This is a genomic window from Arthrobacter sp. D3-18 (assembly GCF_054408525.1).
Genome location: NZ_CP096440.1, coordinates 632077 through 646959, shown reverse-complemented (window position 1 = coordinate 646959; position 14883 = coordinate 632077). Strand labels below are relative to the sequence as shown.

Annotated in this window: 13 protein-coding genes and 1 pseudogene; 6 read left to right on the top strand and 8 right to left on the bottom strand. The window is 62.0% G+C overall.

From position 1 onward, the window contains the following. Positions 1–51: 51 nt before the first annotated feature. Complete coding sequence (locus M1D89_RS05110) at positions 52–1329, bottom strand: CynX/NimT family MFS transporter (protein WP_498648617.1); 1278 nt, start codon at positions 1327–1329, stop codon at positions 52–54. 643 nt (positions 1330–1972) lie between these two features. Here M1D89_RS05110 and trmB point away from each other — a divergent pair. Genes trmB through M1D89_RS05095 form a run of 3 tightly spaced genes read left to right on the top strand, consistent with a single transcriptional unit; the run spans position 1973 to position 3801 of the window. Next, on the top strand, positions 1973–2878 hold the full coding sequence (gene trmB, locus M1D89_RS05105) for a tRNA (guanosine(46)-N7)-methyltransferase TrmB (RefSeq protein ID WP_498648615.1): 906 nt from the start codon (positions 1973–1975) through the stop codon (positions 2876–2878). Between the two features lie 21 nt (positions 2879–2899). Continuing rightward, on the top strand, positions 2900–3292 hold the full coding sequence (locus tag M1D89_RS05100; RefSeq protein ID WP_498648613.1) for a hypothetical protein: 393 nt from the start codon (positions 2900–2902) through the stop codon (positions 3290–3292). Beyond that, positions 3292–3801, top strand: coding sequence for a type II toxin-antitoxin system RatA family toxin (locus M1D89_RS05095; protein ID WP_498648611.1), 510 nt, complete (start codon positions 3292–3294; stop codon positions 3799–3801). The genes M1D89_RS05100 and M1D89_RS05095 overlap by 1 nt, the downstream gene beginning before the upstream one ends. 3 nt (positions 3802–3804) lie before the next feature. Here M1D89_RS05095 and M1D89_RS05090 read toward each other — a convergent pair whose 3' ends face one another. After that, on the bottom strand, positions 3805–4479 hold the full coding sequence (locus tag M1D89_RS05090) for an anti-sigma factor family protein (protein WP_498648609.1): 675 nt from the start codon (positions 4477–4479) through the stop codon (positions 3805–3807). Next, positions 4476–4973: a sigma-70 family RNA polymerase sigma factor gene (locus M1D89_RS05085; RefSeq protein WP_476116740.1), complete on the bottom strand. Its 498-nt coding sequence runs from the start codon at positions 4971–4973 to the stop codon at positions 4476–4478. The genes M1D89_RS05090 and M1D89_RS05085 overlap by 4 nt, the downstream gene beginning before the upstream one ends. A 145-nt stretch (positions 4974–5118) precedes the next feature. Here M1D89_RS05085 and M1D89_RS05080 point away from each other — a divergent pair, with 145 nt between their 5' ends. Beyond that, positions 5119–5655: a COG4315 family predicted lipoprotein gene (locus M1D89_RS05080; RefSeq protein WP_498648607.1), complete on the top strand. Its 537-nt coding sequence runs from the start codon at positions 5119–5121 to the stop codon at positions 5653–5655. 92 nt (positions 5656–5747) lie between these two features. Here the strand turns inward: M1D89_RS05080 and M1D89_RS05075 are convergent, their stop codons facing one another. After that, positions 5748–6698 (bottom strand): type IV toxin-antitoxin system AbiEi family antitoxin domain-containing protein, encoded by a 951-nt coding sequence (locus M1D89_RS05075; protein ID WP_498648605.1) that lies wholly within the window; start codon positions 6696–6698, stop codon positions 5748–5750. Between the two features lie 165 nt (positions 6699–6863). Here M1D89_RS05075 and M1D89_RS05070 point away from each other — a divergent pair, with 165 nt between their 5' ends. Continuing rightward, entirely contained in the window at positions 6864–7457 is a 594-nt protein-coding gene (locus M1D89_RS05070) for a DUF5655 domain-containing protein (RefSeq protein WP_498648603.1), read from the top strand. A gap of 100 nt (positions 7458–7557) precedes the next feature. Here M1D89_RS05070 and M1D89_RS05065 read toward each other — a convergent pair. The 4 genes and pseudogenes from M1D89_RS05065 to M1D89_RS05050 all read right to left on the bottom strand — a co-directional run bounded on the left by M1D89_RS05065 (position 7558) and on the right by M1D89_RS05050 (position 11242). After that, positions 7558–8534: pseudogene (locus M1D89_RS05065) on the bottom strand (ABC transporter ATP-binding protein). A gap of 1 nt (position 8535) precedes the next feature. Next, entirely contained in the window at positions 8536–9390 is an 855-nt protein-coding gene (locus M1D89_RS05060) for an ABC transporter permease (RefSeq protein ID WP_498648602.1), read from the bottom strand. Then, positions 9383–10177, bottom strand: coding sequence for an ABC transporter permease (locus M1D89_RS05055; RefSeq protein WP_498648600.1), 795 nt, complete (start codon positions 10175–10177; stop codon positions 9383–9385). The genes M1D89_RS05060 and M1D89_RS05055 overlap by 8 nt, the downstream gene beginning before the upstream one ends. A 216-nt stretch (positions 10178–10393) precedes the next feature. Further along, positions 10394–11242 (bottom strand): DMP19 family protein, encoded by an 849-nt coding sequence (locus M1D89_RS05050; RefSeq protein ID WP_498648597.1) that lies wholly within the window; start codon positions 11240–11242, stop codon positions 10394–10396. Positions 11243–11407: 165 nt separating this feature from the next. Between M1D89_RS05050 and M1D89_RS05045 the strand changes: the two genes are divergently transcribed. Then, on the top strand, positions 11408–14863 hold the full coding sequence (locus M1D89_RS05045; RefSeq protein ID WP_498648595.1) for a DEAD/DEAH box helicase: 3456 nt from the start codon (positions 11408–11410) through the stop codon (positions 14861–14863). The last annotated feature ends 20 nt before the right edge of the window (positions 14864–14883 follow it).

Sequence of the window (14883 nt, the reverse complement as noted above, 5' to 3'; positions counted from 1 at the left end):
GATCAGGTCGTTTTCAGCACTGAGAACGACCTGATCTGCGACCTACTTGGGTTAAACGAAGCGATCGCGGCCGGCGCGGTATCCGAAGAATGCTGCCAGTAAACCGACCGCCAGGAACAGGATTCCAGCAGCTGCGAACCCGCCAGTAGCCTGATGAAGTTGGCCTACCATCAATGTGCCAAGCGAACCCACGCCGTAGCCGACGCCCTGCATCATTCCGGACAGGTGTGCAGCGGTGTGGGCGTCGCGGGTACGGACCATGATCATGGTGAGGGCCACGGCAGTCAGCGAACCCTGGCCCAGCCCATTCAGCCCCGTCCACACCCAGATCAGCTCAGTGGGGCCAAAGATGGTGAGAGCAAAACCGCCGCCGGTCATCAGCGCCACCACCATGTTGATGATCCGCTGGTCCTTGAAGCGCGTGGCCAAAGCAGGGGCAAACAGCGAGCCGAGCATCTGCAACACGATAGACACAGACACGATCAGACCCGCTGTTCCGCCGTCGATCCCCCGGTCACGCAAAATGGGCGCCATCCACGCGAAAACACTGAACGACATCATGGCCTGCAGCACCATGAACAGCGTCACCTGCCAAGCCACGGCTGAACGCCACACATTGACGCCGCCGTGGATCGCTCGGTGTTTCACCGAGGGCTGCCGGATTGCCAGCGGCAGGAAGAGCAAAAGTACGACGGCGGCGGGCACCGCCCAGAACCACAGCGCCGATGTCCAGTGGCCGGTTGCCGTAAAGACCGGATACGTGAAGCCCGCGCCAAGTGCCGCCGAAGCGCAGATCGCGGTGGTGTAGAGCCCGCCCATCAGGCCAAGGCGGTGTGGGAAATCCCGCTTAACGACGCCCGGAAGAAGGACATTGCACAGGGCGATTGCGGCACCGCAGGCAGCGGTTCCAGCCAGAAGAGCAGGCAGGTGGCCCATTCCCGGGATCTCTACCGGGCGCAGGAGCAAGCCCGCCGTGAGGACAGCCATGGCGCCGAGGAGCACACGTTCTGCACCGAACCTGCGGGCGAGGACTGGAGCAAGGGGTGCGAAGAGGCCCAGCAAGGTAACCGGCACCGTGGTGAGGACCACCAGCGACCAGCCCGGCAGGCCGGCGTCGGACATAATTTCCGGGAGGACGGCGGAGAAGCTGGAGAAGACCGTCCGCAGATTCAGGCCGATCAGCACCAGGCAAACGCCTAGGTAGACGAGGCCCCTTTTGCCCCGGAGTTGCGTCGGGTCCGCGGCGGGTTCATCGTCAATTTCCGCGTCCACTGCTATGTCGGGCAGGACGGATTTCTCTCGGTAGTCGGGCTTCTTGGAGGAGGTCACCCGTCCTATTCTGTCAGCCGGTCCTGGCTCGGGCTTGTTGGGCAGGATGTGACCCTTGAACGACCTACCGTGCAGTTATCCACATAGGGTTGATCGCCCCTGCCCCCAGTGCTTGGCGATCCATAGCGTTGAGGGCATGGACAAAAACCTTGAACCTTCCCCGACCACCATTGAGAGCGATAAGCCCGCGCTGGATTACGTGCTCGTCCCCCCGGCGCAGCCACCGGGGTTGAATACAGGAATTGCAAGCGTCGTGTTTTCTTTGGCTGCGCCGTTGTGCTGGTACGTGACCATTCCCTTCTCTCTGCTTGCGGTGCTTCTTACGAGGTCAGGCACATCATCCGGCCCGTTAGCTTGGGTCGTGCCTGCCGTTGTGTGGAGCCTCCCGTGCACATGCGGATTTGTGGCACTAATACTGGGGATATCGTCGATGGTTTCGGCCAGAGGCCGCTCACCCGGCGGACGCCACACGAAGGCATGGTTTACGGGCATGTCTGGCTTGGCTGTTGTCGCGCTGGAGGTCTCGATCGGCCTTTGGGCATTGATAACGCGTCCTTACCTGATCCTCTTCTAAGAGGGCCCCGCTACCGTACTCGATCGGGTTCGCCGAACGTCTCGTCGGAACCAAAGTATTCTGGAAAGGATGAGTGAAACCCCAGATTCCCCGCGACCAGTCACGCCCGGCAGCCAGGCTTCCTTCGGTACCTACGGTGGCCGGCCCGTCAGTTTCGTGCGCCGTGGCACCCGACTGCAGGGACGCAGGCAAGCCGCATGGGAAGAGCACGCAGAACGCTGGGCCATTCAGGTGCCGCGCCATGTTGCCAACACCTCGGTGCACCCGGACTACACCTTCGACGCCGAGGCTGTGTTTGGGCGTAAGGCACCCCTGATTGTGGAGATCGGTTCGGGCTTGGGCGATGCCGTGGTCCATGCCGCGGAGCAGAACCCGGACAAGGACTTCCTTGCGGTTGAGGTCTACACACCTGGTTTGGCCAACACCATCATCAAGATCAACAGCCGTGGGCTGACCAACGTGCGGGTGGTGGAAGCCAACGCCCCAGAGGTTCTCGAGTCGATGCTCCCGGAGGGGTCGGTCAGCGAGCTTTGGGTGTTCTTCCCGGATCCCTGGCACAAGGCACGGCACCACAAGCGACGCCTCATTCAGCCTGCCTTCGCCTCAGTAGCTGCTAAGGCACTCGAAAAGGGCGGCTACTGGCGTATCGCCACGGACTGGTCCAACTACGCCGTGCACGTCCGTGAAGTACTGGCCGGGTCCACACAGTTCGAGAACATGCACGAAGGCGAGCGCAGCGGCGAGGAGAGCCCGCTGACGCAGGTGTGGCAGTCCGGCGTCGAGTCTGTTGTGGGCGGAGCACCGGTCAGGGAAGGCCGAGCACCGGTCAGTACCGAGCACACAGGTCCCAATGAGGGCATAGATGAAGAAGGCGGCTGGGCTCCTCGGTTCGATGGCCGAATCCGGACAAGCTTTGAAAACAAAGCCCACGAGGCCGGGCGCATGATCTTTGACCTCACGTACCGCAAGCTTTAGCCAACGGACTTTGGGGGAACCATGAGCTATCAGCCGCCGATCGACTACTACCAGCAACCACAACGGTCCGGCACACGAGGACTGGGCGCCGGCATCACGAGCATCGTTGCCGCTGTCCTCTCCCCGATCGCGGCCGTAGTGAGCATTCCCTTGGGCATTGCGGCTGTCGCCTCGTCGATAAGCCGCTACAACCAGGGCAACGACGCTTGGTGGTTCGGTGCACTGATCCTGGCGGGAGTCGCGGTCCTTCTGGCAATCGTGGCTGTGGTCAGCGGGTTGGTCGCCGTATTCCGGGCGGGTCGCATGAACGCGGGCCGCATCACAGGAATCGTCGGGTTGGCGATCATGGCGGTCAACGTCTTTGGTGTTGCCTTCATGGTGTTCCTTGTACTCGGCGCGGGACAGGGGTCCTGATGCCGCAGGTACGTGCCGAGCGGCTGATCCGGCTGGATCCCGAGACCGCTTTTGCTCTCTCCCAGACCACGGGTGAGTTCAGGCTCAAATGGGATCCGTTCATCTCCGCCCAAGCCTTTGTGGATGGGGCCAAAGCGGCTGGTAAGGGCGTCAGGACGCGGACTGTCTCCCGCATGGGCCTGAAAATGGTCAGCGAGTACGTCTCGTACACACCTCCACGAAATGTGGGTATGACCATGGTGTCCGGGCCTTGGTTCTTTGAGAATTTCGGGGGCGGCTGGCGGTTCACCCCGGACGACGGCGGCACCCGGGCAGTCTGGAAGTACACCTTCTCCTGCCGCCCGGCCCTGGTGAAGCCGTTGGCCGAGAGGATCGGAAGCTGGCTCTTGGGCCGGGAGATTGAGCGTCGGATTGAGGCGTTCGCCCGGGCTTGCGAAGACCCGGCCCTGATCGTGGAACTACGCGCCCAGGGCAAGGGGTTCAGGGGCAGAGGGGTCACGGACCGCTGAGGTTTACGGCACCGAAATCGACGCTACCGTTTTCTCTGCTTCATCACGAAGCTCGACCCCGGCGATGCCAGCCAACTGCACCGGAGTGGCACCGGTGATTTTGATCCGGCCGCTCTGAGTGGCTGTCCATCCGCAGGTGCGTTCTTCGGCACCATCCCGCCCCTTCACCCACAGATAGAGTGTGCCTTCCAGCGGCATGGACCGGCCCTCCACAGCGAGTTCGGTTCCCCAGTTCTTTTTCACCATGCCCACGGTCAACTGCAATCCGCTTTCCGACTGAACCGAATAGCTTGCGTCCGGCTTCGGGGGCTGGTTCAGCAGGGGCCCCGCGAGGAAGCCAACTGCAAGGCAAGCAGCGGCAACCGCGCCCACCACAGCCGCCCACCGCCGTCGTGATTTCCGCCTCTGGACCGACAAGTCCACCAGTATCTTTTCAGGAAGCGACGCAGGTTTCGCTTCCAACGGTGAGAGCGCGTTCGCGCCCCCAGCAACGGCGAGGGCGACGGCGTCAGCTGCGGGAACGGCGTCGAGCAAGGCGGGCAGGCTTTCCAGTTCCTCCAACTCGTGGCGGCACTCAGCACATTTGGCGAGGTGATCCTCAAACGTGCGTGCTTCCTCGGGCTCGAGCCCACCCAGCAAATAGGCGCCCAGCGACTGGTGTACGGAGTTGCCGTTCATCGTTCCACCCCCATTTCATCAAGGATCGTTCGGAGGGCTTTCACAGCGTAGAAAGCCCGGGATTTCACGGTTCCCGCCGGGATGTTCAGCTGCAGTGCTGCCTCGCTAACGGTGAACCTTTGATAGTGGAGGGCCACCAAAACCTGGCGGTGTTCGTGACTGAGGCGGAGCAACGCTTCCTCCATGAGCACCCTGTTCAGGAGTTCATCAACGCGCTCCGTTGCAGGATGATCCGGAAGGTCTTGCTCGCCGGCCTCGGCAGGGCGGCGCTGGGCCTTCCTGTAGTTGTCGATGATGACGTTGCGGGCTGTCCGGAAAAGGTAGCTGCGCAAACTTCCCGTAATCTGCGGGGCGTGCTGCCATACCTTGAGGATGGTTTCCTGAACGACGTCGTCTGCTTGATGGGCGTCGGATGTGCAGCTGAGAACGAAGCGCTTCAGAGCCGTGCCATGGTCGCGGTAGATCGCTGCCACCACCTCTTCATCCAACGGCATAGCCACCTCCCTCTTTCAGCTGCCCCTTCACCTATACGACGACGCGCAAACGGAAAAGGTTCAGACCCATGAACCATTCTTCCCCCACCGGCGTCGCAGGGGTTAGCGCCGGTCCTTTCCGGCCGGCTCGTCAAAGGAGCTAAACATGAAGAAACGACTCACTTTTGGATTCGGTGTGTTGGTCCTGACCGCCGCCTTGGCCGGGTGTGCCGGAAATCCTGGAACCACCGCTACCTCCGCACCACCTCCTGCGGTCACTTCCTCTGCAGCAGCTACCTCCGCATCCCCGACAGCGGATTCCACCACCACGGGCGCCGAAATGAAGGTGTCATCCTCCAGCGCAGGTCAGATCGTGACGGACAGCAAGGGCATGAGCCTCTACTTCTTCACCAAGGACGTCAAGGACTCGGGAACCAGCGCTTGCGTGGACGCTTGCCTGGATGCTTGGCCCGTCTTCACCACGACGTCGGATTCGCCTACGGTTGAAGGCGTCACCGGAACTGTGGGAACCATTGCGACGACTGACGGCAAGAAGCAGGTAACTCTCAACGGCATGCCCCTGTACTACTACGCCAAGGACAAAGCTCCCGGCGACGTGACGGGTCAGGGCGTGGGCGGCGTTTGGTACTTGGTCAGCCCGTCAGGGGAGATGATCAAGGGCACTGGGGGTTCGGGCTACTGAGGCGTGGCACCGAGATCGCGGGAGACCTGCCATGTCGCCGAAAGGTTCCTCGCGAACAGGCAGGGTTCCCACGAACTCGCAGTCCGGACTGATCACGTGAGCGCCCGAAGGATGCGTTCCTTGAAGGCGCGCTCTTGAAAAAGGTCCTTCCACTCGATTCGGATAAACCGCCAGCCCTCCTCTGCCAGTGCCTTTTCCCGCCGTCGTTCTTGAAAGATGACCTCGTCTGTCGGCTTGAAGTCGAAGTATTTGGTTCGACCGTCGAACTCCAGAGCGAGTTTTTCCTCTTCCCAAGCGAAATCCATGCGGTGGCGACCCAAACGAAACTGCACCTCGAATTGTGGCTGTGGGGGCCTGATGCTGAGCCTTTGCATCAACTCACGGGTCAGCGTCTCGCCGGCAGACTCGGAGCGCGGGTCTGCGTTGTCCAAAGCCTTGCGCATAGTGCGGATTCCCCGCTTTCCAGAGGAGGCCGCTGCCAAGTCGGCAAGTACGCTGATGTCGGCGCCGACACGCAACCCATGGTCCATAATCACTAGTGCTTTGGGATAGCTAAGCATCCTGACGCTGTCAAAGATGGTGCGTTCGAGTGTGGTCGCCCGCAAACCCTGAACCTGCACCACATCGTCCTCGGAGAAAGTTTCTGTGTGTCCCCGAACATCCTTGCCCCATCGGTCGGAGGATGGCCTGGCCCGGTGCAGGAAATGAACTTTGTCATCCACGCCCCACACGAACAGTCCATGGAGCCTTGCTGCCGACAAATGGCTGTAAACGAAACCACCTGTTGACGTGGTCAGTGTGCCATGCGCATGTGCCACGATCCGCTCTCTGGCCTGCCTCCTCGGACCCAACGAGTTCCACTTGTCAGCCCTGATATAGCAGCCATATCTCAGGCGATGCAGTTCGCCGGACTCCACTAGCGCCTTGATATTTCGACTGTTGAGACCGAATCGGAGTAATTCATCAGTCCTCCACATGTACCCACGCACAGGAAGCGGGTGGACTATCGGGGCGTTGCTTTCAAGCGATGACGTTGGCTCCATCGGGTCAGCATGGCAACCAAACATAGAGTCGCTAAAGAGGTGCGCCGCGCTATGTGGAAATCCGAGCTCCCAGGCCGCGGGAATGGTGCGAATACGCCGAAAGCTTGCCCACGAACCAGCACGTTTCCAGCGAAGTCAGGAGCAGCGCCGGGCTACGATCGGGATATGGGCGAGACTTCTGACATCAAGGCCGCGGCCAAGACATGGCAAACCATGGTGGACAGCAACCAGGCGTTGCTTCTGCGCAAGTCCGGACACGACGTCCATTGGTGGGTCGAAGAGGGTCGCGCCAAGGGCTTCAAGAACGACGCCGAGCTCCGCGACTGGATGCGCGACCAACACGGCATCACGGGCTATGCGCAATACGCAGTCTCGTGGGAAATGTTCGGCTACCCCGAGTTCATGCTCCGGGACGCCGATGAACTCATCGACGGCCAGTACGCCAACCATCCCCAGTTGCGCCACATTGCCGACGCATTGCTGGCTTGGTCCGCTGAGACCGAGGGTGTCGGGATCCAAATGCGCAAAGGCTATGTCTCGCTTCACAGCCCTCGGCGGAAGTTCGCCCAGATCACCCGGACCAACAACACCACCGTTGACGTCGCCCTGCGTTTGGACGCTCCAGCGGAGGGCAGGCTTGAGGCCGTGAAGGTTCGGGAGGGAGATTTCTTCGACCGCCGGGTGCGGCTGAAATCCGTTGACGACGTCGACGACGAGCTACTCGGTTACCTCGCCAAGGCGCTGGACCAGAACAGCTAGCGCCTCACTCTCCCAGTGCGCTGAGTTCGTGGGAAACCTGCCGCATCGCCGAAACGTTCCGGGCGAGCGCACAGGGTTCCAGCGAACTCGTGCAATTCAACTACCGCCTCGCACGCCCGTACAACTGCCGCACCAGGTGCTCGATGTCCGGCTCGTGCAGTGACAGGTCGGCAACCTCGGCCGTGCTGGAAATCGCGGCAAGCACGGTGGCCGCTGAGAGCCTACGCGGATCGAAGGAAACGCTGTGCCTGATTCCATCGGCTTCAATACCTTCGTGCACGGCGCCGTCAGGAAGCGAAAAGAGAACAGCCGAGTGCACGGGGCGGCAAGGTCAACCACCATGGTGCGCACGGCTCCGGCGACATCAGCCAGACCGGTGAGCGGGCCGTCGTAGGCGATGGCGCCGTCGTCGACTACCAGAACGCGTTGGCATAAACGTTGGATATCGCTCATGTCGTGAGTGGTTAGCAGCAGCGTTGTGCCGTTCTCGCGACGCTCAGCGTCCAGGAACTGGCGCAGTTTCGCCTTGCTGATCATGTCCAGGCCAATGGTCGGCTCGTCCAGAATCACCAGCTCCGGCCGATGCAGCAGGGCAGCCGCAACCTCGCCCCGCATCCGCTGGCCCAAGGAGAGCTGCCGAACAGGTGTGGTGAGGAACTCCCCCAGATCCATCTGATCGGCGAGCTCACGGAACCTGGGCCTCCAATCCGCCTCGGACATGCGATGCATGGCACCAAGGATCGGGTAAGAGTCCTGCAACGGAAGGTCCCACCAGAGCTGTGAGCGCTGTCCGAACACGACGCCGATCTTCCGGGCCAACGCTTTCCGCTGCGGCACCGGGTTGAACCCGCAGACGGTCACACGTCCCGAGCTTGGCACCAGGACACCCGTCAGCATCTTGATGGTGGTGGACTTGCCGGCGCCGTTGGCTCCGATGTAGCCGACCGCCTCTCCCGGCTCCACAGTGAAGTTGATCCCACGGACCGCGTGAACGGTCTTCTTGCGTCGCAGGAACCGGCCGACCGATTCCATGACTTGGAACTCCCGGCTCAGATTTTCCACTTCGATGATGGGCATGTCAGCCTCCTGCGCCGGTGTACTTTTTGATGGCCGCCCGCCAGAGGAGCAGCATGAGTCCGCTAAGGACGACGGCGGCTGGCAGTCCCAGCCACCCCGTCCAGGCCGGGATCCCGGCTGGGCCGTCCAGGTCGAGAATGACCAGGGTGGGGGCGTAGGCAACCAACGTTGCGGGAATGACGAACGTGAAGAAGATCTGAACCGGGAAGAACAGCGCCGCTCCGGGCATGGAGGCCACGTACCGGCCGCCATAGGTGAAGGCGTTGGCAAATTGCCTGCCGTCGAGTATCCAGAACTGCATGGCTCCAGCGCCGAGGAAGAGTGCACAGAAAATCGCTGCGCCGGCTAGAGGTGTGATGATCGCCAACATGATCTTGGCGGGGTCCCAGTCGATATCCGTGAGTAGGAGCGCTGCAACCAATGCTGCCAGGGCGAAGAACAGTCGCCCCACGCGTCTCAGTTGGAAATCCGAGGTGGCCAATTGCAACAGCACAGGCAAAGGCCGGACCAGCAACACCTCCAGCTTGCCGGATCTGATGGTCTCGGACATGGAGTCGGTCTCGCCCATGAGTAGATCACCCAGCGCGAAGGCCACCGAGGCGAGGCCAAACACCAGGAGTGTCTGGGCCAAGGTCATACCGCCGAAGGTGGACACGTTGTGGACGATTGCGTAGAGCTCCACGAACTCAGTCAATCCCAGCAGGACTTGCCCTGCGACGTCAGAGAGGAAACTGCCCCGATATGCGAGCTGCGAGCGCAGCCGGGCCGAGACGAGGAGTTTGAGGAGGACCAGGTTGGTGACCGGGGCGTGCGGGTCCCGGGTTGCCCGGGGAGAGGTCGCGCGGGGACTAGCCACCTTGCACCACCAACTTCCGCGAACCGAAGCGGACCATCACCTGAACGACTACCAGCAGCACGGCAAGCCAGAGGAGCTGGAGACCCACCATCGCGAGGCTTTCAGCGCCGTCGGTCCTTCCCGCCAGAATATCCACCGGGGTCTGAAGCATTGACGGGAACGGCGTGGCCCGGGCGAAATCGAGCAACCAGCCGGGAAACCAGGTCACGGGCACCAGGAAGCCGGACAGCAGGTTCATCAGGACCATGTACAGCATCCAGAAACCGCGGATTTCGAGCACCCAGAAGGACAACAGATTGATGGCGAAAAAGCCCAAAAAATTCAGGGATATTGCAGCCAGGATCGACACGAATCCCAGCAGGTAAGGCCCTGGAGTTCCGGGCATCGCCAGGCCGGTTATCAAGGCGCCGACGATCAGTGGCGGTAACCCGCGTGGGAGGACATCGAAGGCGGCACGTCCCAGGTCTTGAGCCCAGTAGGACGCGGTCAGGTTGACGGACCGGGAAAGGTCGACCGCGATGTCTCCCGACTTCACCCGGCTTGCCAGCTCAGTGTTGCCGAACAGCCCCAAGGGCGTCAGGAGCGCCTGCCCCAACCACACATAAGTGGCGGCCTCCATTGCCGAGTATCCCCCGATGGCCCCACCCGCCGTCGTGATGGCGCTCAGCAGCAGCGATGCCCGGATGAGCCCGAAAACCGAGTTGGTAAAAGCCCCGGCGACGGCGGCTGTACGGTACGTGGAATGGCGGCGGAATGATGACTTGGCCAGCTCCCAATACGCGCGCACCGGTCGAGTCTATTACGACACACAAACCCACCTGACTAAAGCCGTGAATTCGTCGCCACGGTGTCCACAACCCCCGGCCGGACGGCAGGCCTCCGGAAGCGTGCGTCAAAGCGCAAAGTGGGCCCACACCGTCAGGGTTCCCTGGCCGAGCTTGCGAGGCTAGGGGGACGGTGGGGTACACGCGGAGGATGTCTGCCGTCCGGCCGAACCAAAGGCCTAAGCGTCCGCGAATTCCTCGGATTCCTCGAACTCTACGGCCGCGATGATTTCCTTGGTCTCCGGGTGGATCATGAAGGCCTCGTCGTCGTCTTCCACCATGATGTAGTCGCCGTGGTCGGTGGAGAAGTGCCAAGCGAGGGTCTTCACGCCATCGTGCTCGTAGTTTGGATCGCCCATGGTGATCTTTTCCAAGGCGTAACCGGCAACGTCGCACAGTTCGCGGATGATGACCTCGAACTCGGGGGCGTTGGCGAGGGCTTCTTCGTCGGCTTCGGCCTGGCGCTCGGCGAGGTCGGGGATCTGGGCGACACGCTCGGCAATGTGCGCTTCGATTTCTTCATCCGAAAGAACCAACAGTTCGGACTGTCCGCGGAGGTAGGCAGCGTTGAGCTCGATGATGTCCTCTTCTTCCAGCAGCGCCTCGAACTCGCCGTCGAGCTCATCCAAAGTACCAACAGCCGCAGGCGGCGTTTCGGACTCGTCCAGGTCTCCGTCGAGGTAGGCCTCGGCTTCGTCTTCGCTCAGGGCGTCGAATGCGGCGGCGGTGCGGTTGAAGAGGTCAAGGTGCCGGGTGGCTCCCATGCCCTCAAGCCCTGCACGGATGTAGGCGTCCACTTCTTCACGCTCCGGTGCGGTGAAGACGTACTGGGCGAAACCGCCGGACAGTGCCTGCGTCAGGTAGAAGTCCACAAAGTAGCTGTTGAGCGCAGGGGTCGCAATTTCGTCGCTGTTGAGGAGCTCCGCGTACATCTCGTTCACCACGTTGACGTTGGAATCCACTACATCCGCGCTGCCGGCTTCGAAGCTGGTCTTGTTCAGGACGACGGGGTACTCGTTGGTAGTCATGGGGAATCCTCACTGCTGAAAGCTGATGGTGCTCCGGACACTTTCAACGTACGCGTGGGAGCGGCGCGGCAATCGAGGAAGAGGTTAACGGAGGGCGAAGTTTGGGAGCCGTTTTCTGCTGACTAAGATTGAACAGATATCCTCCTGCCGAAAGTAGCCCTACGCATGCCGTCCCACACAGACGAAAACTGGGAACTGGCCATTCAGACTCCTGCCATCACGGACCGCTCCCTCGCGGCCGGACTGGCCTATGCCATGGGCAGCCGCGTGAACGGGATTTCTTTCGACGCGGCTACAGGCCTCCTGATGGGCAAGGTCCGCGGCACCGGTCCGCAGCCTTATTCGACGTCGGCAAAACTGGTCCGTAAGCCAAGCGGCTGGAGCTGCACGGTGGGTATCTGCAGCTGCCCGGTCCGTAAGGACTGCAAGCATGTGGCCGCGTTGCTCTTCACTGCCGAAGACCACCCCACTATCCGCGCCCAACTCCTTTCCCAGGCCCCCGGAATTCAGACCTCAAGGGTGGGCTCCGGCCAACAGGGGGGATCGGCACGTCCTGCGTGGGAACAAGCCCTCAACAGGTTGATCGCCAAACCCGGCACGGCTCCCAGCGCTGCCGGCATCCCGCTCGCGCTTCAGTTCGAGGTGGAAGAGCCCGCGGCCCACTTCTCCTATACAGGCCGCCGCGACCCCAGGCGCAGCGTCCGCCAACTCAAGGCGCGCCCGGTCATGATGGGCGCCAAGGGCAAGTGGATCCGCGGCGACGTCTCGTGGAACAACCTGAGCTACGTCAGTTTCCGGCGTGAATTCAATGAGGTCCACGTCGAGTGGCTTCAGACTTTCCTCGCGGCCCACGGCTCCAGCAACGGCCGGCAGCAACCGTCCGGTGCCATGTGGTTGAGCCTGAACGATTTCGCGGCCAAGAACCTGTGGACCTTCCTTGCTGACGCCACCAAAGCCGGCATACCCCTCATCCACTCCGCTGGTAGCGAGCCTGTCCGCGTTGAGTCGCAAGCCGCCGTCGTGGGACTCAGCTTGGCGCGACTTGAAGCCGCTCCGGACACCGCAAAGCAGGAAGCGCCCGACGGCGGCCTGCAGCTTGCGCCCTCGGTGACAGTCGGCGGGGAGCCCGTGGATGCGGGATCCGTAGGTTTCCTGGGCAAGCCGGCCAACGGAATCTTTTTCACGCACTCAGGGGAAACGCTGCCCGGCGTTCCGCAGCAGAAGAACCTCATCACGCTTGCCCCGATCGAGGGCGGCATCAGTGATGAGTTGCTGGAGTTTGTCATGGACGGCCAAACACTTCAGATTCCCGCCGAGGATGAGAGCCGGTTCCTGACCTCGTTCTATCCGAAGCTGCGGCAGTCAACGCCGGTGCAGGCCGCGGATGAATCGGTGGAGCTGCCCACGTTGGCTGTCCCAACGCTGTCCCTGCTGGCCAATTACGGCAACGACCACAAGGTCCGGCTGCATTGGGAGTGGCACTACAAGTCCGGGACCTTGGTCACCGCACAGCCGTTGTGGCGGCATCCGGACGACCGCGGTTACCGCGATGACCTTGAAGAAGCACGCATCCTGGAGTCACTTGGTCGGCCGTGGGACGTAGTGCCTGCGTTGGCCGAATCGGCAACGGGCGGCTGGGGCGCGCCCCGCATCGCTGCCTCCGCTGAACTCAGCGGCTTGGACACGCTGGCGTTCACGGAAGAGGTGCTTCCCGCGCTCAAGGACCTGCCCGACGTCGTGGTTGAAACGTCCGGCGACATCGCAGATTACCGCGAGGCAGCCGAAGCGCCGGTGGTGTCCATTTCCACGAAGGAAACGGCGAGCGGCGACTGGTTCGACCTCGGCATCGTGATCACCCTGGAAGGCGAACCCGTCTCCTTCGCGGCTGTGTTCTCCGCGCTTGCTGCCGGAATGAGCCGCATGCTGCTGCCCAGCGGCGCCTACTTCTCACTTGATCTTCCCGAGCTGCACCAACTCCGCGCCCTGATCGACGAAGCCCGCTCCCTGCAGGACAACCCCGACAACAAGGACGGCACCCTGCAGATCAGCCGTTTCCAGGCCGGACTCTGGGACGAGCTGGCGCAACTGGGAATCGTGGACGAACAGGCCGCCGCCTGGCGCGAGGCCGTGGGTGGACTGCTCGACGACGGCGTGACCGGGCTTCCGCTGCCGGAGGGCCTTAACGCTGAGCTGCGTCCGTATCAGCTCGAGGGTTTCAATTGGCTCAGCTTCCTGTACAAGCACAGCCTCGGCGGCGTGCTGGCTGATGACATGGGCTTGGGTAAGACCGTGCAGGCGATCGCGTTGATTTGTGCGGCGAAGGAGCTGGCGGCTTCCACAGCTGCCGCCGCACAGGGTGATGCCTCCGAGGTGACCCCGCGGGCTCCTTTCCTGGTTGTTGCGCCCACGAGTGTTGTGAGCAACTGGGCTGCTGAAGCGCAGCGCTTTGCTCCGGGGCTCGTCGTGCGGACCGTCGGCGAAACCTTCGCCAAGAGCGGGCTGGCACCGTCCGAAGCGTTGGCGGGCGCCGACGTCGTTATTACTTCCTATGCCCTGTTCCGCATTGATTACGATGCCTACGCCTCCTTCCAATGGGCAGGGCTGATGCTCGATGAGGCGCAGTTCGTCAAGAACCACCAGTCCAAGGCGTACCAGTGTGCACGCAAACTGCCGGCCCGTTTCAAGCTGGCCATCACGGGCACGCCGCTGGAGAACAACCTCATGGAGTTCTGGGCGCTGACGTCGATCGTGGCGCCGGGACTGTTCCCGAGCCCCAAACGGTTCGCCGAGAACTATCAAAAGCCGGTCGAAAAGAACGGTGACTCCGCGCAGCTGGGCAAGCTCCGGCGTCGTGTGCGTCCGCTCATGATGCGCCGCACCAAAGAGCAGGTCATCAAGGACCTGCCACCCAAGCAGGAGCAGATCCTGGAAGTGGTGCTGAACCCGCGGCACCAGAAGGTCTACCAGACACACCTGCAGCGCGAACGGCAGAAGATCCTTGGACTGATCGATGACGTGAACAAGAACCGCTTCACGATCTTCCAGTCATTGACATTGCTGCGTCAGCTGAGTTTGGATGCGTCGTTGGTGGATTCGTCGCTGTCCGGGGTGCGGTCTTCCAAGCTGGACGTGCTCTTTGAACAACTGGAGGACCTCATTTCCGAGGGACACCGGGCGCTGATTTTCAGCCAGTTCACGGGGTTCCTGGGCAAGGTTCGGGAGCGTTTGGATGCCGAGGGCGTTGAGTATTGCTATCTCGATGGCAGCACCCGCAACCGCGGCGATGTGGTCAGCGAGTTCAAGAACGGTGCCGCTCCGGTCTTCCTGATTTCGCTGAAGGCCGGTGGCTTCGGACTCAACCTGACCGAAGCCGATTACGTGTTCCTGCTGGATCCCTGGTGGAACCCCGCGTCCGAGGCTCAGGCCGTGGACCGCACGCACCGCATTGGGCAGGCCAGAAACGTGATGGTCTACCGGTTGGTGGCGAAGGACACCATCGAGGAAAAGGTCATGGCGCTGAAGGCCAAGAAGTCACAGCTGTTTGCGGACGTGATGGAAGGCGACGCGCTGGCCGGTGGCTCGTTGACGGCGGACGACCTGGCGGCGCTGTTCGCGGAGTGACCTCCCCGAACAGCCCGCAC

What these genes read in the sequence shown, in the direction of transcription:
- trmB (WP_498648615.1), top strand. Translation starts at nt 1,973, where the DNA reads ATGAGTGAAACCCCAGATTCCCCGCGACCAGTCACGCCCGGCAGCCAG.
- M1D89_RS05100 (WP_498648613.1), top strand. Translation starts at nt 2,900, where the DNA reads ATGAGCTATCAGCCGCCGATCGACTACTACCAGCAACCACAACGGTCC.
- M1D89_RS05095 (WP_498648611.1), top strand. Translation starts at nt 3,292, where the DNA reads ATGCCGCAGGTACGTGCCGAGCGGCTGATCCGGCTGGATCCCGAGACC.
- M1D89_RS05090 (WP_498648609.1), bottom strand. Translation starts at nt 4,479, where the DNA reads ATGAACGGCAACTCCGTACACCAGTCGCTGGGCGCCTATTTGCTGGGT.
- M1D89_RS05085 (WP_476116740.1), bottom strand. Translation starts at nt 4,973, where the DNA reads ATGCCGTTGGATGAAGAGGTGGTGGCAGCGATCTACCGCGACCATGGC.
- M1D89_RS05080 (WP_498648607.1), top strand. Translation starts at nt 5,119, where the DNA reads ATGAAGAAACGACTCACTTTTGGATTCGGTGTGTTGGTCCTGACCGCC.
- M1D89_RS05075 (WP_498648605.1), bottom strand. Translation starts at nt 6,698, where the DNA reads ATGGAGCCAACGTCATCGCTTGAAAGCAACGCCCCGATAGTCCACCCG.
- M1D89_RS05070 (WP_498648603.1), top strand. Translation starts at nt 6,864, where the DNA reads ATGGGCGAGACTTCTGACATCAAGGCCGCGGCCAAGACATGGCAAACC.
- M1D89_RS05050 (WP_498648597.1), bottom strand. Translation starts at nt 11,242, where the DNA reads ATGACTACCAACGAGTACCCCGTCGTCCTGAACAAGACCAGCTTCGAA.
- M1D89_RS05045 (WP_498648595.1), top strand. Translation starts at nt 11,408, where the DNA reads ATGCCGTCCCACACAGACGAAAACTGGGAACTGGCCATTCAGACTCCT.